The 17,182-nt window shown below is 26.7% G+C and carries 20 protein-coding genes; 17 read left to right on the top strand and 3 right to left on the bottom strand.

Translation table 11 applies throughout. The annotated features are described in order from the left end of the window. Positions 1–191 precede the first annotated feature (191 nt). The 16 genes from X274_RS07885 (at position 192) to X274_RS07810 (ending at position 12,231) form a co-directional block, all read left to right on the top strand. Positions 192–2,681, top strand: coding sequence for a heavy metal translocating P-type ATPase (locus tag X274_RS07885; protein ID WP_047266286.1), 2,490 nt, complete (start codon positions 192–194; stop codon positions 2,679–2,681). A 16-nt stretch (positions 2,682–2,697) separates the two neighbouring features. After that, positions 2,698–3,006 (top strand): heavy-metal-associated domain-containing protein, encoded by a 309-nt coding sequence (locus tag X274_RS11825; protein ID WP_084822698.1) that lies wholly within the window; start codon positions 2,698–2,700, stop codon positions 3,004–3,006. A gap of 54 nt (positions 3,007–3,060) precedes the next feature. Beyond that, on the top strand, positions 3,061–3,333 hold the full coding sequence (locus tag X274_RS07875; RefSeq protein ID WP_047266285.1) for a metal-sensing transcriptional repressor: 273 nt from the start codon (positions 3,061–3,063) through the stop codon (positions 3,331–3,333). Positions 3,334–3,353: 20 nt separating this feature from the next. Then, positions 3,354–3,662, top strand: a complete 309-nt coding sequence (locus X274_RS07870) for an ArsR/SmtB family transcription factor (protein WP_047266284.1) — start codon at positions 3,354–3,356, stop codon at positions 3,660–3,662. Positions 3,663–3,676: 14 nt separating this feature from the next. Continuing rightward, a complete protein-coding gene (locus X274_RS07865; RefSeq protein WP_047266283.1) occupies positions 3,677–3,907 on the top strand; it encodes a hypothetical protein in 231 nt (76 codons plus the stop codon). Between the two features lie 88 nt (positions 3,908–3,995). Continuing rightward, positions 3,996–4,379: a DUF302 domain-containing protein gene (locus tag X274_RS07860; protein ID WP_047266282.1), complete on the top strand. Its 384-nt coding sequence runs from the start codon at positions 3,996–3,998 to the stop codon at positions 4,377–4,379. Positions 4,380–4,393: 14 nt separating this feature from the next. Further along, positions 4,394–4,675 carry an SHOCT domain-containing protein gene (locus X274_RS07855; RefSeq protein WP_156166170.1) on the top strand — a complete coding sequence of 94 codons (282 nt, stop codon included), beginning with the start codon at positions 4,394–4,396 and terminating at the stop codon, positions 4,673–4,675. Between the two features lie 11 nt (positions 4,676–4,686). Next, on the top strand, positions 4,687–4,884 hold the full coding sequence (locus X274_RS07850) for an SHOCT domain-containing protein (RefSeq protein WP_052913248.1): 198 nt from the start codon (positions 4,687–4,689) through the stop codon (positions 4,882–4,884). 30 nt (positions 4,885–4,914) lie between these two features. After that, on the top strand, positions 4,915–5,349 hold the full coding sequence (locus tag X274_RS07845; protein ID WP_047266281.1) for a SoxR reducing system RseC family protein: 435 nt from the start codon (positions 4,915–4,917) through the stop codon (positions 5,347–5,349). An 11-nt stretch (positions 5,350–5,360) separates the two neighbouring features. After that, entirely contained in the window at positions 5,361–5,597 is a 237-nt protein-coding gene (locus X274_RS12170; protein ID WP_047266280.1) for an SHOCT domain-containing protein, read from the top strand. Positions 5,598–5,626: 29 nt separating this feature from the next. Then, entirely contained in the window at positions 5,627–6,202 is a 576-nt protein-coding gene (locus tag X274_RS07835) for a hypothetical protein (protein ID WP_047266279.1), read from the top strand. A gap of 16 nt (positions 6,203–6,218) precedes the next feature. Further along, the gene (locus tag X274_RS07830) at positions 6,219–6,470 is read left to right on the top strand and encodes an SHOCT domain-containing protein (RefSeq protein WP_047266278.1); all 252 of its coding nucleotides are present in this window, start codon (positions 6,219–6,221) and stop codon (positions 6,468–6,470) included. 12 nt (positions 6,471–6,482) lie between these two features. Then, positions 6,483–7,118: a hypothetical protein gene (locus X274_RS07825; protein ID WP_047266277.1), complete on the top strand. Its 636-nt coding sequence runs from the start codon at positions 6,483–6,485 to the stop codon at positions 7,116–7,118. A gap of 196 nt (positions 7,119–7,314) precedes the next feature. Further along, on the top strand, positions 7,315–9,819 hold the full coding sequence (locus X274_RS07820) for an efflux RND transporter permease subunit (RefSeq protein WP_047266276.1): 2,505 nt from the start codon (positions 7,315–7,317) through the stop codon (positions 9,817–9,819). A gap of 98 nt (positions 9,820–9,917) precedes the next feature. Beyond that, complete coding sequence (locus tag X274_RS07815) at positions 9,918–11,924, top strand: copper-translocating P-type ATPase (RefSeq protein ID WP_156166169.1); 2,007 nt, start codon at positions 9,918–9,920, stop codon at positions 11,922–11,924. 118 nt (positions 11,925–12,042) lie between these two features. Next, positions 12,043–12,231 carry a DUF1450 domain-containing protein gene (locus X274_RS07810; RefSeq protein WP_047266274.1) on the top strand — a complete coding sequence of 63 codons (189 nt, stop codon included), beginning with the start codon at positions 12,043–12,045 and terminating at the stop codon, positions 12,229–12,231. Positions 12,232–12,253: 22 nt separating this feature from the next. Here X274_RS07810 and X274_RS07805 read toward each other — a convergent pair whose 3' ends face one another. The 3 genes from X274_RS07805 to X274_RS07795 all read right to left on the bottom strand — a co-directional run bounded on the left by X274_RS07805 (position 12,254) and on the right by X274_RS07795 (position 15,841). After that, entirely contained in the window at positions 12,254–13,240 is a 987-nt protein-coding gene (locus tag X274_RS07805; protein ID WP_047266273.1) for a M23 family metallopeptidase, read from the bottom strand. A 68-nt stretch (positions 13,241–13,308) separates the two neighbouring features. Beyond that, a complete protein-coding gene (locus X274_RS07800) occupies positions 13,309–15,408 on the bottom strand; it encodes a heavy metal translocating P-type ATPase (RefSeq protein ID WP_047266272.1) in 2,100 nt (699 codons plus the stop codon). A gap of 70 nt (positions 15,409–15,478) precedes the next feature. After that, entirely contained in the window at positions 15,479–15,841 is a 363-nt protein-coding gene (locus X274_RS07795; RefSeq protein ID WP_047266305.1) for an ArsR/SmtB family transcription factor, read from the bottom strand. A 401-nt stretch (positions 15,842–16,242) separates the two neighbouring features. Here X274_RS07795 and X274_RS07790 point away from each other — a divergent pair. Further along, positions 16,243–17,182: hypothetical protein (locus X274_RS07790; protein WP_047266271.1), on the top strand; the 940-nt coding region annotated here is incomplete at its 3' end.

Below are 17,182 nucleotides of genomic sequence, written 5' to 3'. Positions count from 1 at the left end.
ACCTCTGTAATATTATACTATTACAGTATGAAAATGTCAACAACTATAATAAAAAATAATATTATTAATCTTATTTTTATTTTTAATTAACACAAAAAACATAATAATGTATTGATTTGTAATATTTAAGGGATATACTATAGTTGTAACCCACCCCCCACCATAGGGGTAAAGAAAAAGGAGGAGTTCATATGATAGATAACGAAGTTTTAGAAAAAAATAATAAAGCTGTTGAAAAAGAACTTAATGTAATCGGCATGACGTGTACTTCATGTGCTCGAACAATCGAAAAGAAATTAGGAAAATTAGAGGGTATTGAAAAAGTTAGTGTTAATTTTGCTACGGAAAAACTAACTTTGAAATTTGATCCTGAAAAAATTAACGAAGAAGTAATTAAAGAAGTAGTAAAAGATGTAGGTTATGATGTTGAATCTCCAGTAGATTATAAGACTGTTACAATTCCAATTGAAGGTATGACATGTTCATCTTGTGCAAATGCGATAACAAAAGAAATTAATAAAATTGAAGGAATTGTTTCTGTAAATGTTAATTTTGCTACAGAAAAAGCTATAGTTTCTTATAATCCAACTATTACGAGATTATCAAAAATAAAAAAAGCAATAGAAAATGCAGGATACAAACCACTTGAAGTTGATTCAAAAGATAGTGTGGATTTTGAAAAAGAAAGGCGTCAAAAAGAAATCAAAACATTATGGAGAAAATTTGTAGTTTCAGCTATTTTTTCAATACCGTTATTATATATTTCAATGGGACACTTGTTAGGTGCAAACTTACCAGAATTTGTAAATCCAGAAGTAAATCCATTTAATTTTGCGCTTATTCAATTATTATTGGTTATCCCAATTGCAATTGCTGGTTATAAATTTTATACAATAGGATTTAGAAATTTATATAAGTTAAGTCCAAATATGGATTCATTAATAGCAATAGGTACTTCAGCAGCAATAATTTATGGATTATTTGGAACTATTCAAATTTATTTTGGTAATAATCAATATGCAAATGATTTGTATTTTGAAACAGCAGGGGTTATTATAACTTTAATTCTTTTAGGTAAATATCTCGAGAGTGTTACAAAAGGAAAAACATCTGAAGCTATAAAAAAACTAATGGGATTACAACCAAAAACAGCATTAATACAACAAGATGGAAAAGAATTGGAAATTCCTGTAGATGAAGTGGAAGTTGGAGATATTGTTATTGTAAAACCTGGAGAAAAGATACCTGTTGATGGTGTTATTATTGAAGGACATACATCAGTTGATGAATCAATGCTAACAGGTGAAAGTATTCCAGTTGAAAAAAATATAGGAGATAAAGTTATAGGTGGATCTATAAATAAAAATGGCAATATAAAATTTAAAGCCACAAAAGTTGGTAAAGATACAGCTTTAGCTCAAATAATTAAATTGGTTGAAGAGGCTCAGGGTTCAAAAGCACCAATAGCAAAATTAGCGGATGTTATTTCAGGTTATTTTGTACCAATAGTTATAGCAATAGCAATATTAGCAGCTATAGCATGGTATTTGGCAGGTGCAGGTGGAATATTTGCTTTAACAATATTTATAGCAGTTTTAGTTATTGCATGTCCATGTGCTTTGGGTTTGGCAACTCCAACAGCAATAATGGTTGGTACTGGTAAAGGCGCTGAATATGGAGTTTTAATAAAAGGTGGAGAACCATTAGAAACAACACATAAAATAAAAACAATTGTTTTTGATAAAACAGGTACAATAACTGAAGGGAAGCCTAAGGTTACAGATATTTACACAAAAGGAAATTATTCAAAAGATGAATTATTAAGTATAGCAGCTTCAGCAGAAAAAGGATCAGAACATCCGTTAGGAGAGGCTATAGTAAAAGCAGCAGAAGAAAAGAATTTAAAATTAAAGAAAATTAATAAATTTATGGCAATTCCAGGACATGGTATTGAAGTAGAAATTGATAAAATGAATATTTATTTAGGTAATTTAAAACTTATGAAAGATAAAAATATTGAAATTTCATTAAATGAAGAAGCAAATAAGTTGGCACACGAAGGAAAAACTCCAATGTTTATAGCAATAAATGGAATTCTTGAAGGAATAATAGCTGTTGCGGATACAGTTAAACCATCAAGTGCAAGTGCGATAGAGAAATTACATAAAATGGGAATTAAAGTTGCAATGATTACAGGAGATAATAGAAAAACAGCAGAAGCAATAGCAAGACAAGTAGGTATAGATATTGTATTAGCAGAAGTTCTTCCGCAAGATAAAGCTAATGAGGTTAAAAAACTTCAGCAAAACGGAGATATTGTTGCTATGGTTGGAGATGGAATAAATGATGCACCAGCGTTAGCTCAAGCAGATGTTGGTATAGCGATAGGTTCAGGTACAGATGTTGCAATGGAATCAGCAGATATAATTCTTATGAAAAGTGACCTTGAAGATGTAGTTACAGCAATCCAATTAAGTAAAGCTACAATTAGAAATATAAAAGAGAATCTTTTCTGGGCTTTTGGTTACAATACCGCAGGTATTCCTATAGCAGCAGGGTTATTGCATGTATTTGGAGGTCCGTTGCTAAGTCCTATGATTGCTGCAGCTGCTATGTCATTTAGTTCTGTTTCTGTTTTACTAAATGCTTTAAGATTAAAAACATTTAAACCTAAAAATTAAAAAAGGAGGAGAAATTATGAAAAAAGTGATTATTATTGAAGGTATGACTTGTGATCATTGTGTTATGCATGTAAAAAAAGAATTAGAAAAATTAGAAGGAGTAAAAATTTTATCAGTTGAAATTGGAAAAGCAATTATAGAAGGAGAAAATTTAGATGATAATTTGATTAAGGAAGCTGTAGATGAAGCGGGTTATGAAGTAAAAGAAATTAAAGAAAATGATGATGAAGAACATCATATGGAACATAAACATCATCAACACGAAAAGCATCATCATGGACATCATAATAAAAAAGAAGGACATTCTGGTAATTGCTGCCATTAATTATAAGGAGAGAGTAATCTCTCCTTATATTAACAAAAAATGAGGTGAATAAAAATGCATAATAAAAAGGATTTAAATATTCTAAAAACGGCAAAAGGTCAGGTTGAAGCAGTAATTAAAATGGTTGAAGATGAAAGATATTGTATAGATATTTCAAGACAAATTTTAGCTTCAATAGCTTTATTAAAAAAAGCAAATGCACAAATATTGAACTCTCATCTTGAAAGTTGCGTCAAAAATGCTGCATATTCAAATAATTCTGAGGAAGTAAATGTAAAAATTATCGAACTGGAAGAAATTATGAATTATATAAATAAAACAATATAGAATTTTTGGAGTGATGTGATTTGGATAAATATATATTAATTTCTAATATTTTTAAAGCATTATCAAATCCTGTAAGATTGAAAATAATAGACATTATACATAAAAAAAGATGTAATGTATCTAAAATAATAGAGGAATTAAATCTTTCTCAATCTAATATTTCGCAGCATTTAAAAGTTTTAGAAGATGCCGGATTAATAAAAAAAACAAAGAAAGATAATTATGTTTTATGTGAAATTAAATATGAAAGTATTTTAGAAACAATAGATAATGTGGATTATATTATAGAAAGAGAAATAGAATTCTCAAGAGAACTTATGAAAAAATGAAAGGAGAGGATAGTATGTTACCAGAAATAAATGAAAATATGAGCTTAAAAGAAATTATGGATATGGATAATAAATTATTTGATGCATTAAAAAATTTTGGGTTTGATATTTGTTGTGCAAAAATGAGCAGCTTAAAAGACAGCTGTAAAGATAAAGGATTAAATGTAAAAGTTGTAGTGAATAAATTAAATGAAGTAGTTGAAGAAATTAATTATATAGAAAAATTAATAGCAGAAAATGAATAATTTCTAAGGTTTTTTTAAGGTTGACGTGTTATACTACAAGTGTCCCACCCATACAGGGGTGTGAAAAAACAAAAAAGGAGGAGTAAATATGAAATATGGAATTTTAAAAGAAACAGAATATGAATTTGAAGAAGCCATTATCAAACTTAATGCTGAACTACAAAAGGAAGGTTTTGGGATTTTAATGAGAATTGATCTTGATGAAAAATTTAAGGCAAAGTTAGGTATTGATTTTAAAAAGTATACTATTTTGGGAGCATGTAACCCTAAAAATGCACACAAAGCTATATTAGCAGAAGAAAATGTGGGTCTTTTTTTACCCTGTAACGTTATTGTTTATGAAAAAGGTGAAAAAACAGTAGTCGCAGCAATAAAACCTACAATTGCAATGAGTTCAACGGAGAATGATGCGGTATATGAAATTGCAAAAGAAATAGAAGAATCATTGAAAAGAGCTATTAATAGCTTATAAAAAGAGGTGAAATTATGATGCATGGTTGGGGTTGGTCTGGTTTCAGACCTTACGGATATGGATATGGAATAATAGGTTCATTTATAAGTTTTATATTTTTAATACTTCTGCTTGTTGTTGCATATTTTATCCTAAAAAAAATTTTTACAAATAATAATTTTACTTTTAAAAATAATATTATAAGAAGAGAAGACGAAGATATATTAAAAATTTTAAATGAAAAATTAGTTAAAGGTGAAATTTCTGAGGAAGAGTATATTAGAAAAAAAGAATTAATATTAAAAAATTTAAAGTGAGGTGAGAAATTATGATGTTTTTTGGATTTCTTTTAATTATATTAATAATATGGTATATAATGAAAAACCCAGATGCAGTAAAAAATTTAACAGAAACACAGAGTAAAAATAGTGCAAAGGAAGATGCTTTAAGAATATTAAATGAAAAATTTGTAAATGGAGAAATAACAGAAGAAGAATATTTAAGAAAAAAGAAACTTATTGAATAAAGTTTTTTGGGAATATCTGAGGTGATTTCTATGAAAGAATTGATGAAAGTTGTAGATATTGGTGATGAATATATTTATGTTCAAGCTTTAGAAGCCGCAAATTGCAGTTCTTGTGTTATAAAAGGTTCATGTAATTTAACAGGTGATCCTAACAGAAAAATTAGAGCTATTAACAAATCAAATTTGAACTTAAATAGAAATGATTTTGTCTACATAAAAAAAGAAGATTCTCTTGAATCACAAGCTGCATTCGTTATGTATGGTATTCCATTACTGATAATGATAGTATTAACAATTGTACTATTTGTTATGGGATTGAATGAAATTATCTCTTTTTTTAGTGGCTTAAGTGGTATGGTTATATCGTATTATTTTATACATATATATGATAAAAATATTGCAAAAACAAAATATATTCCAGAAATTATCGAAAAATTACAAATATATAATAATTTTCAGCTTTAGGAGGTGAAATTATGTCATGCGGAGGTTTTGGGAGAGGTTTTTTTCATAATTCACATCACAATCGAGGATATCATGAACATCATGAACATCATAAAGAACGCCCAATAAACGAATCTAGACAACCAATGTTAGAAGAAACATATAAAGGAAGTAGTAGGGCTTTAGATATTTTGGATGAAAAATTTGTAAATGGGGAAATAACAGAAGAAGAATATTTAAGAAAGAAAAAGATTTTACTTAATAGATAAGATGCTGTTAAATAATGTGAGGTGTTTTTATGAAAAAAATAATATTAATGTTTACCATTTTGAGTGTTGTAATAGTATCGTTTAGTAATATAATAGATTTTTCTATTGAAACCATCAATAAAACATATTTAAATGATGAAACAAAAAGTTATTTTGATATATATGGTAGAATAAATATTTTTTCTTTATATACAAATATTCCTTTAGCTATAGATAACTATTATAAAAAAGATTTTAGTGAAATTTTAATATATCCAAATAAAAATATTAATTTAGATGATATAAAAGTTGGAATTGATATAGTTAATACAGGATTTAAAACAAATAATTTATTTATTTTCCCCATGATGCATATGATGTTTTATAAAAGAATAATTAAAGAAAATAATAAGGAAAATACAATATATATTCCGTTTAGAATAGCAATAGAAAATAAAATAAAAGATATCACAGATTATGAAAAAATAGATGTTGTATTAAGTAGCGGGATAGCTTTTGATAATAAATATATTATAGAAGTTGGAATAAAAGATAATGTCGGAAATATTATAAATAATACTTTTAAATTTGATTGGATAATAGGATTGAGATATAACATATTTTAATTAGGAGGTGAAAATTATGCCTTGTTGGGGTTGGAGTGGCTTTTATGGATATGGTGGCATTATAGGATCATTAATAGGTTTTGGTTTTATGATTCTATTGATAATAATAGTGTATTTTTTATTTAAAAATTTAGTTAAGCCTAACAATTCGAAAAAATCAAATGTAAAAACAAACAATGAAGATTTATTGAGAATTTTGAATGAAAAATTTGTAAATGGAGAAATAACAGAAGAAGAGTATATGAGAAAAAAGAAACTTATCGAATAGGGAGGTGAAACAATGAAAAATAAATTTTTAATGGGAATTGTTTTAATTTTGAGTTTATCATTAATGTTTGCTCATGGTGAAAATTTAGGAACAGTAAATGAAAATAATGAATCAATAATTTCAGTAAATTTGGATTTGAAAGTTGTTGAATTAAACGAACAAATGCCGGTGGCATTAGCTGAAGATGATAAAGGAACCTATTACGTATTAAGATTAGACAATATGTATATGTTTTATAATGATTTGCCAATAGTTGAAGGAAAAGAAATTAAAGTTAAAGCAGTAGTTTTATACAGTTTTTCAAAAATTGAAGAATTAATTGTAACATCAGTAGAAATTGACAATAAAATATATATAATACCGGAGAATTTTGCTTATGGAATGATGGGTGGATATGGTTATCCGGGTATGATGAATATGATGATGAGTGGATATGGACAAATTCCTAATGGATATAATATGATGGGTGGATATGGTTATCCAGGTATGATGAATATGATGATGGGCGAATATGGATATTCAGATATGATGAATGAAAATGAATATGAAAATATGATGAATTACCCAAATAATTATTATCAATATAACGAACAATCAAAAGATGAAGATAATAATAATGATAAAAAAATGGATATGGAAAATAAATAAAATTTTAAAGCACATCCCTTAACGGTTCTGTTAAGGGTGTGCTTTTTTAGCATTATGACGTGGTGTCAAAAAATCAACCTCGTTCAGACAATTCATGCTAAAAATGAAAATTTAAGAGAACCTTGCGATTTTTCATATTATTAATATGAAATTATTTTTTGTATGATGTGTGAAAAACTTAAAAGGAGAGTCAAATATGATAAATAAAAAAATATTTAGATTTATTATAAAATACAGAGTCTGGATAATATTAATATCTATTTTTATAACGATTTTTTTCACATTTTTTGCATCAAAAACAATTATAGATATGGGAACATATACATTATTACCTAAAGATGATCCGGAAATTGTTAAATTTAATAATACCTCAAAAAATTTTGGTGGATTTGATAATATGATTATTTTCATAAAAGGTAATAATAATACATTAATGGAAAATGCAGCAGAAGAAATTGCAAAAACACTGAAAAAATTAAATAAATATGTAAAATACATTGATTATAAGTATCCAATAGATTTTATAGAAGAGAATATTTTATTATATTTAAATGATGATATGTTTGAAAAAGCAGTTTATTTAATAGAAAATAATATAGATTTATTAAAATTATCTCAAGAAGAAAATAATATTTCTAAAATGTTATTATATTTGAGTACAAAAAAAAATATAACAGAAAAAGAAATAACTATTATAAATGAATTAATAGAAAAAATTAAAGATCCATCTTTTAAAATGTTTAATATGAAATATTATTATAATAGTTCAAAAACAACATTACTTATATTTTTAAGACCAACAAATGCTAATCATGATATGTTGTTTTTTGAAAAAATGGTATCTGAGGTAAGAAAAAATATAGATCCAGTTTTAAAAAAATATTCTGATTTAAATATTGGAATTACAGGTATGCCTGTAATTATGGCAGAACAACAAAAAAATTTAAACGAGAAAATTACGATAATATCAATTTTTGTATTGTTATTTTTGATAATTTTATTTATATTCTCTTTTAAACGTATTTCATCTGCTGTTTATATTGTAGTTCCTATTATAGTTGCTATTATATGGACATTAGGTATAAATTATTTAGTAATAGGGAGATTAAATATTGTTACAAGTATTTTTGCCATATTATTATTAGGACTTGGTGTGGATTTTTCATTACATTTTTTGACAAAATTTTATTATGAAATAAATTTAGGAAAAAATGTAATTGATAGTTTAGAAGAAGTATTTAAACACACATTATCAGGTATTTTTGCTGGAGCAATTACAACGGCAGCTTCATTTTATATTTTGATGTTTTCAAAGTTTAAAGGATTATATGAATTAGGTTTTATAGCAGGAACTGGTATTTTAATGTCTCTTTTATCGATTACATTTCTTTTGCCTTCAATTATCTCTTATTCAAATCCTAAACAATCAATTATATTAAAAGAAGAAATTTTAAGTAAACATTTTGAAAAAATCCTTTTAAAGAACAAATATATTATTATAGTAATAATTTTTTCAATAATATTTATTCCTTTTTTATTTAAAAGTAATATTGAATTTAATTATAACGCTTTTGATTTGCTTCCTGACTTGCCTTCTGTAAGATTAGAAAATTTATTAAAAAAAGAGTTTAATACATCTTTTGAATATAATATTTTAATAGCAAAAAATATAAAAGAAAGTAGAGAACAATATAATAAATTGAAAAAAACTAATATATATTCTGAAATTGATTCTTTGACATTATTAATACCAGAAAATCAATCTAAAAAGAGTTTAATATTAAAAGAGTTAAATAAAAAGTATTTATCTGAAAAAAAACCAAAAATAGCAAATGTTTCACTTAAATTAATAACAATGTTAGCTTTAAATCAAATAAAAAATGATAAAATTTTTGGAAAAATAAAATCTTTAGAATTTAAAACAATTTTGGAAGATTTAAATAAATTAAACAAAAAAGAGCAACAAGAAATTCAATTAAAAATAAAAAAATACTTTTCTTTTATAATAAAAAGCATAGAAAATGCATCAAAATATGGAGAGATTTCAATAGAAAGACTTCCGAACTATATAAAAGATAAATATCTTGATAAAAATAATAATATTGCAACCTTTGTATTTATAAAAGAAGGTTTTTGGGATGAACAAAATATGAAAAAAGTAGCAAATGTACTTAGAAAAATTAATGAAAATTCTACTGGTACTACATTTGTATGGATAAAATTAATTGATTACATTAGAGATGATTTATATAGAAGTTCTTTTCTTGTTTTTATTTTAATATTTTTTATTGTTTTATTCTATTTTAGAAAATTAAAAATAACGTTATTAACTTTGACTCCAGTAGTACTTGGAACATTATGGCTTATAAATTTTATGTTGTTATTTAATATAAAATTTAATATTGCAAATATAGTTGTAATTCCATTAATATTAGGAATAGGAATAGATGATGGTATACATATGATTCATAGTTATATTGCGAATAGAAGTATAAATAAAATGCTAAAACAATCAGGTAAGGCTGTTATAATTACATCAATAACAAGTATGGTAGGTTTTGGTTCATTATATTTTGTTAAAGATCCTTTAGTATCTCAAATGGGATTTTTATTATTTTTTGGTATATTATTTTGCCTAATTATTTCTTTGACTGTTTTACCGATTTTTATTCAATTATTTAAAAAATCTATTTTTAAATAATTAAATTTATTTGAAAAAATTGGATAAAAATAGTATAATTAAAATAGTGGAAAATATAACTTTTTCTTTCGAAAAAACATCTATTACTAAAGGAGGGGATGAAAATGGATGAAAGAAAACACGAACATCATGAGCACTCCGGTCATGATCATCACAGTCATCATGAACATATGGTTGCTGATTTTAGAAAACGTTTTTGGATTTCTTTGATTCTAACAATACCAGTTTTAGCATTATCACCATTAGTTCAAAAACTATTTGGACTTTCTGATACTTTGCGTTTTTCAGGGGATTTATATGTTCTTTTTGGAATATCAACAATAATATATTTTTATGGTGGCTATCCATTTTTAAAAGGTTTTTTTGAAGAATTAAAAGCAAAAAGGCCAGGAATGATGACTTTAATAGCTGTAGCTATAAGTACTGCATATATTTATAGTAGTACAGTTGTATTTGGACTAGAAGGAGAAATATTTTTTTGGGAACTTGCAACATTAATAGATATTATGTTACTTGGACATTGGATTGAAATGAAATCGGTAATGGGTGCATCAAGAGCGCTAGAGGAACTTGCAAAATTGATGCCTTCCGATGCTCATAAACTTATGCCAGATGGTTCTTTAATAGATATACCACTTGAAGAATTAAAAACCGGAGATATTGTTGTTGTAAAACCAGGAGAAAAAGTGCCAGCAGATGGTATTATAATTGAAGGAGAAAGTTCTTTAAATGAATCTATGCTTACAGGTGAAAGTAAACCTGTAACTAAAAAGAAAAATGATCTTGTTATTGGTGGTTCTATTAATGGTGAAGGATCCTTAAAAGTTAAGGTTAAGAATACAGGGAAAGACTCATATCTTTCTCAAGTTATAGAACTGGTAAAAGAAGCTCAAGAAAGTAAGTCGAAAACACAGGATTTAGCTAATCGTGCAGCTGTATGGCTAACAGGTATAGCATTATCTGGAGGAGCTTTAACTTTCTTTATATGGACATGGGTAGTTGGAAAGAGTTTTGTTTTTGCTCTTGAAAGAACAGTTACAGTTATGGTTATTACATGTCCTCATGCACTTGGTCTTGCTGTTCCACTTGTTGTTGCAGTATCAACAGCAATTTCTGCGAAAAACGGATTACTTATTAGAGATCGTGTAGCCTTTGAAAGAGCACGAAACATTCAAGCAATTGTTTTTGATAAAACAGGAACACTAACAATGGGGAAATTTGGTGTAACTGATATTATTAAACTTTCAAATGATATGACAGAAGAAGATATTTTAAATTATGCAGCTTCGATCGAATTACATTCTGAACATCCAATTGCTAAAGCTATAGCTAATGCAGCGAAAAATCGTATGAAAGTAGATAATTTTAAAGCAATACCTGGAAAAGGTGCTGAAGGAAAGGTTGAAGGAAAACATGTTATGGTTGTTAGTCCAGGGTATTTAAGAGAAAATAATATAAAAATTGAAAATAAGAAAATTGATGAATTACATTCAGCTGGAAAAACAGTTGTATATGTATTAATCAATTCAGAATTAAAAGGAGCAATTGCACTTGCTGATATAATAAGACCAGAATCCAAAGAAGCGATTGCAAAATTAAAAGAAATGGGAATAAAATGTATGATGCTTACAGGAGATAACAAACAAGTTGCAAAATGGGTTGCTGATGAGTTAGGACTTGATGAATATTTTGCCGAAGTTTTACCTCATGAGAAATCTCAAAAGATAAAGGAAATTCAAGCAAGAAATTTAGTTGTAGCAATGACGGGAGATGGTGTAAATGATGCACCAGCTTTAGTACAAGCTGATGTTGGAATTGCTATAGGAGCTGGAACAGATGTAGCTGTAGAATCAGCTGATATAGTTCTTGTTAGAAGCGATCCTAGAGATGTTGTTGCAATTATTGGCTTAGCAAAAAATACTTACAAAAAGATGATCGAAAATTTATTATGGGCAACAGGATATAACGCCGTTGCTATTCCATTAGCTGCAGGAGTTTTATATAATTGGGGTATTCTTTTAAGTCCAGCACTTGGAGCAGTATTTATGTCATTAAGTACAGTTATTGTTGCAATAAACGCAAAACTTTTAAAATTAGAAAAATAAATTAGTTTTTACAAAACGCCCTGGAAATCAGGGCGTTTTGTAATTTATTTTTAAAAGTAAATTTAAAAATATTTATTATAATTATTTTGAAACCCTATATATGAGGGGAGGTGTAAAGGTGTTACAGTTTTGTAAAAATAATAATGGCGTAGAAAAGGTTGTAGAGTATCTTGAAAAGAAAAATATAGAATATTCTATTGAAAATTGCCTTGATGAATGTGCAATTTGTCATTCTAAGGTATTTGTAAAAAAAGATGGTGAAGTTATATCTGAAGATACAGTTGAAGAATTAATAAAAAAAATATAGCTGGACATTCCAGCTATATTTTTTATCTTTTTTTTAAAATGATTTTATAAACTTTTATGTTTCCCCAAATATCTTCCAAAATTAATTCAGCTATATTTTCATCTTTCATTTTTATTTCATTCCATCTATTTATTTTTATGGGGGTTATTTCGGTAGTTGAATATAATTTTATCCAATAATTATATAATGTTGAACCATATCCAAAGACCACATTGGGTGAATACATTTCGTTTAATTTTATGCTATCAAAAGTTATTTGATATACTAATTCTCTGTTCACTTTTAGTGTAATAATTTTTGGTATTATTCGCGTGTTTTTACCAAGCATTTCATAAATGTTTACTTCAAGTTTTGGTATGCTATCGAATGGAATAGTTATATTATTTTCATTATCTAAAACAAAAATTTTTCCATTACTTCTAATTTTTAAAGCTTTCAAATTAATTTTTCTTGTTTCTTTATAGTTTACAAATTCAAGGGCGTCTTTTATTATTTCAATATTTTTATTCCCGATTTTTTTAACTTCTCGTATTTCAAAATGAACATTTGGAACATTAGCTTCTCCTGTTTTACCAGAATAAGCGATAATATCGCCTTTTGATACAAAAACTTCATTTTCTGGAAATTTCACTTCTGCAAAAGCATTTCCGAATTCTTTTGTTACAGAATCTGCAATGCTATTGACAAGACTATTGAAAGAACTCAAATGTGCATAAACACTCAATATTTTGTAATCAGGATGATAAATAAATATTGTATTGCCATAGATTTTATCGTTTAACCATATTTTATATACGTATCCATCATCAATAGTTTTTACTGGATATCCAATTCTTGAATAAGAAGAAAAATCAATACCTGTATGAAAATGTGGTTTATTTCCAGTGTCTCTATATTCGCCAAATGATGAAGTTATATAGGAATTTTCAACTGGAATTATAAATTTTTGAGTATATATATAACCATTTAATATTACAATACCTAAAACCAAAAAGAATATTTTTTTCACAGTTAAGTCCTCCTGAAAATAAACTATTTATTTTTATTATACAGTAAAAAACTTAAAAACACCTTAAATTACCTTCTTTTTTTTAATATTCTCAATGAGTTAAATATGGCAATTAATGTAACCCCAACATCAGCGAATACTGCACCCCACATGTCTGTTAATCCCAATGCTCCAAGAAATAAAAAGAATACCTTTACACCCAATACTATTATTATGTTTTCCCATGTTATTTTTAAAGTTTTTCTTGAAATTTCTATTGAATCTATGAGCTTTGATATATCATCATCCATGATTACAACATCTGCTGCTTCAATTGCTGCATCAGATCCAAGACCACCCATTGCAATTCCAACATCTGCTCTCGTTAAAACAGGTGCATCATTAATTCCGTCACCAACAAATGCGGTTGAAATACCCTTTTTATATTTTTCAAAGAATTTGACTTTGTCTCCTGGCAATAGTTCAGCATAATATTCATCAATTCCAGTTTCTTTTGCAACTTCTTTTGCAACCCTTTCACTATCCCCAGTAAGCATTACAGTTTTCTTAACGCCTAATTTTTTCAGTTTTTTAATTGTTTCAGGAACTCCTTGTTTTATCCTATCAGAAATGCCAATATATCCAGCAAATACATCATCAACAGCAACAAATACTATAGTTCCATTAAAATTAATATCAGGGACTTTTATGTTAAATTTATCCATTAATTTTTTATTACCAACAAGAACTCTTTTTCCTTTAATTTTTGCATTAATACCATAACCAGAAATTTCCTCATAATTTTCGATTAAATCTTTATTAAAATCTTTTCCATATTTTTTCTTTATTGATTCGGCAATTGGATGATTTGAATGTTCTTCTGCATAAGCAGCAATTTCAAGCATTTCATCTTCGTTTATACCGTTAAATGTTTTTATTTCAACTACTTCAAAAACACCTTCAGTGAGTGTGCCGGTTTTATCGAAAATAATAGTATTTAAATTTTTCAATACCTCAAGATAATTACCGCCCTTAACTAAAACACCATGTTTTGATAAGCCTCCGACACCAGCAAAGTATCCAAGAGGTATTGAAACAACAAGTCCACAAGGACATGAAATTACGAGAAATATTAGAGCTCTATAAATCCATTCATTAAATGGTGCTCCTGTTAACAGTGGAGGTAATGTTGCTAAAGCAATGGCTAAAAATACAACTACTGGTGTATAATATTTTGCAAATTTGGTAATAAGTTTTTCAGTTTTCGCCTTTTTTGCAGCAGCATTTTCAACCATATCCAATATTTTCGATATAGTAGATTCATCATATTCTTTTTCAACTTTTATTGTAATTAATCCATTAAGATTAATAAATCCACTCATAACTTCATCATTTTCTTTAATGCTTCTTGGAACGGATTCTCCTGTTAATGCAGAAGTATCTGCCATGGAATTTCCTTTAACTATGACGCCATCTAAAGGAATTCTTTCACCAGGTTTTACTATAATTAAATCGCCTTTTTTTACATCTTGAGGAGAAACACGAACCTCTTGACCATTTTTTAACAAGTTCGCATAATCTGGTCGTATGTCAAGAAGGGCTTTAATAGATCTTTTTGAATTATCAACAGCTAAATCTTGTAATAACTCACCAATTTCAAAAAATACCATTACACCAACTGCTTCAGGATATTCACCAATTGCAATTGCTCCGAGAGTTGCAACACTCATTAAAAAATTTTCATCAAAAACATTACCTCTCATTATATTTTTAAAAGAACGAATTAAAACTTTTCCACCTGAAATCAAATAAGCGGCAATATACAGAGCAACTTTTAAATAAAATGGTTCTTTTATTATTAGTGCAGTTATAAAAATTCCAAGAGCAGAAAATAATCTTATAGTTTCTAATTTTCTATTAAATTCTCCATTATGACTGTGGTTATGACTATGTTCATGATCATGTTGATTGTTTTCTTTTTCGATAACTTCAACTTCTGGTTCGATTTTTTTTACTAATTTTTTTATTTCTTCAATCTTATTTTCATCTTTAACTTCTACAGTTAAAGTTTTGGTAATAAAATTTACAGTAACGCCGTCAACATCTTTTATTTTTTTTACATTTTCCTCAATTTTTGCTGCACAACTGGCGCAATCTAATCCTTCTAAAATAAGTTCTTTTTTTTCCATAAAAACGCTCCTTTCTTTTATCTATTATGAATATATGAATAAATATTCATATTTTAAAAACAAAGAAAAATTATTCTTCATTAACATGCGAATAACCAACATCGAGAATTAATTTCACATGTTCATCATTTAAAGAATAATATACAACTTTGCCTTCTTTTCTATATTTCACAAGATTTGCTTGTCGCAAAACACGAAGTTGATGTGAAATAGCAGATTGAGATTTTTCAAGCACTGCAGATAAATCGCATACACACATTTCACCAGCTTGAAGTAATGCATATAAAATTTTAATTCTTGTTCTATCACCAACTATTTTGAAAAAATCTGCTAATTTGTTTAAATTATCATCATCTGGAGTATTTTTTCTAACCTTTTTTATAATATCGTTATGAATTTCAATAGTTTGACAGATCTCTATTTTGTCTTTCATATTATCACCCTTTATATATGAATATATGTTCATATATAGTATAACACTTTTTATATTCAAAGTCAACTCTAATCATAATATTCACAAAAAATTAATATATTATGATATAATATTATTTATACGGTATATTTTAAGCAAACTTTAAGTGTAATTAAGTATAATAATTTTATCATGAATTATAGATTGTCTAAAAAGTCAAATTCACTCAGACAGCTTGATTGCTAATCCTTAAAATTATTCATTCTCAGCCGTCGCTCAAACAATACATCCTGTATTGTTTCGCTCAAAATTACATCCTTGTAATTTTGACGGCTTCCATTCATAATTTTAAGGGCAATCTTCGAGTCTTCGTTTCATTTGAGACTTTTTAGACAGCCTAATGAATTAGAAAGGGTGATAGAATGAAAAAGAAATTAACAACTTTATATAAATTAATTTCTAAAAATATTATGGGAATTGTGATTAGTGGTGTTTTATTTGTTATATTAATTTTAACTGTTATTAGTTTTTATAATATAAAAGTATTGCATGAAGAATTTGAAGAAAATACTATAGAACTTGTACGGATGACTTTTGACTCTATATATAATTCTTTGTATGATTTTGATGCTAAATATTATAAATCGCTTGATAGATTTATTGAGAAAATAAAAGAGTCTGGAGATACCGATGATTTTGAGAAAAAACTAATAGATTATATGAACACTATGCATTATAATACAAATACTAAAATAGAAAAAATAAATATTGATAGTGTGGATGATAAACTTAAAGAAAAAATATCCACATTAGAAAATTACAATTATATGGTCGAATTTATACTTAAAACAGATAGATTATCAAAAAATATATATATAAGGATAAATAATGATTTTTATTTATTACATCATTCATTGGCTGTTGATAAAATAAAAAAGACTATGGATAATATTATAGAGCTCGAAAAGAAATATAAATTTATAAAAGAAATAAATATCTATAATATGTATTTTGAGGAATTATCCGGAAATATGGGGAGTATAAATGAAACAGATAAAAAATATTTATCTGAGGTATTTAATACAGAAAAGGAAGTATTAATAGAAAAAGGGAATAAAGTAAATTTATATTACTTATGGGAATATGAAGATGAAAATACGATGTTTAGACCTGTTGGAATTGTATTAAAATTTGATCTGGGGATACTAAGAAATATAATGTTGTATAACATATATATTTTTTTAGTAGGTCTTTTAATAATGCTATATTTTATCTCCAAAAAAGCACATAAAGTATCAAAACAGATATCAAAACCATTTGAAATAATGCTTGATAATATGAAAAAATTTCAGAAAACACGTC

This window comes from Marinitoga sp. 1155 (assembly GCF_001021175.1).
In the GTDB taxonomy this organism is placed as follows: domain Bacteria; phylum Thermotogota; class Thermotogae; order Petrotogales; family Petrotogaceae; genus Marinitoga.
Note: the sequence above shows the minus strand (reverse complement) of the source record. Positions and strands in the feature narration are given on the sequence as shown.

Excerpts from the sequence above, each read along its gene's own strand:
- X274_RS07875 (WP_047266285.1), top strand. The coding sequence starts at position 3,061 with ATGCATAATAAAAAGGATTTAAATATTCTAAAAACGGCAAAAGGTCAG.
- X274_RS07855 (WP_156166170.1), top strand. The coding sequence starts at position 4,394 with ATGATGCATGGTTGGGGTTGGTCTGGTTTCAGACCTTACGGATATGGA.
- X274_RS07820 (WP_047266276.1), top strand. The coding sequence starts at position 7,315 with ATGATAAATAAAAAAATATTTAGATTTATTATAAAATACAGAGTCTGG.
- X274_RS07865 (WP_047266283.1), top strand. The coding sequence starts at position 3,677 with ATGTTACCAGAAATAAATGAAAATATGAGCTTAAAAGAAATTATGGAT.
- X274_RS07830 (WP_047266278.1), top strand. The coding sequence starts at position 6,219 with ATGCCTTGTTGGGGTTGGAGTGGCTTTTATGGATATGGTGGCATTATA.
- X274_RS07845 (WP_047266281.1), top strand. The coding sequence starts at position 4,915 with ATGAAAGAATTGATGAAAGTTGTAGATATTGGTGATGAATATATTTAT.
- X274_RS07795 (WP_047266305.1), bottom strand. The coding sequence starts at position 15,841 with ATGAAAGACAAAATAGAGATCTGTCAAACTATTGAAATTCATAACGAT.
- X274_RS07800 (WP_047266272.1), bottom strand. The coding sequence starts at position 15,408 with ATGGAAAAAAAAGAACTTATTTTAGAAGGATTAGATTGCGCCAGTTGT.
- X274_RS07860 (WP_047266282.1), top strand. The coding sequence starts at position 3,996 with ATGAAATATGGAATTTTAAAAGAAACAGAATATGAATTTGAAGAAGCC.
- X274_RS11825 (WP_084822698.1), top strand. The coding sequence starts at position 2,698 with ATGAAAAAAGTGATTATTATTGAAGGTATGACTTGTGATCATTGTGTT.
- X274_RS07815 (WP_156166169.1), top strand. The coding sequence starts at position 9,918 with ATGAAAATGGATGAAAGAAAACACGAACATCATGAGCACTCCGGTCAT.
- X274_RS07825 (WP_047266277.1), top strand. The coding sequence starts at position 6,483 with ATGAAAAATAAATTTTTAATGGGAATTGTTTTAATTTTGAGTTTATCA.
- X274_RS12170 (WP_047266280.1), top strand. The coding sequence starts at position 5,361 with ATGTCATGCGGAGGTTTTGGGAGAGGTTTTTTTCATAATTCACATCAC.
- X274_RS07850 (WP_052913248.1), top strand. The coding sequence starts at position 4,687 with ATGATGTTTTTTGGATTTCTTTTAATTATATTAATAATATGGTATATA.
- X274_RS07885 (WP_047266286.1), top strand. The coding sequence starts at position 192 with ATGATAGATAACGAAGTTTTAGAAAAAAATAATAAAGCTGTTGAAAAA.
- X274_RS07835 (WP_047266279.1), top strand. The coding sequence starts at position 5,627 with ATGAAAAAAATAATATTAATGTTTACCATTTTGAGTGTTGTAATAGTA.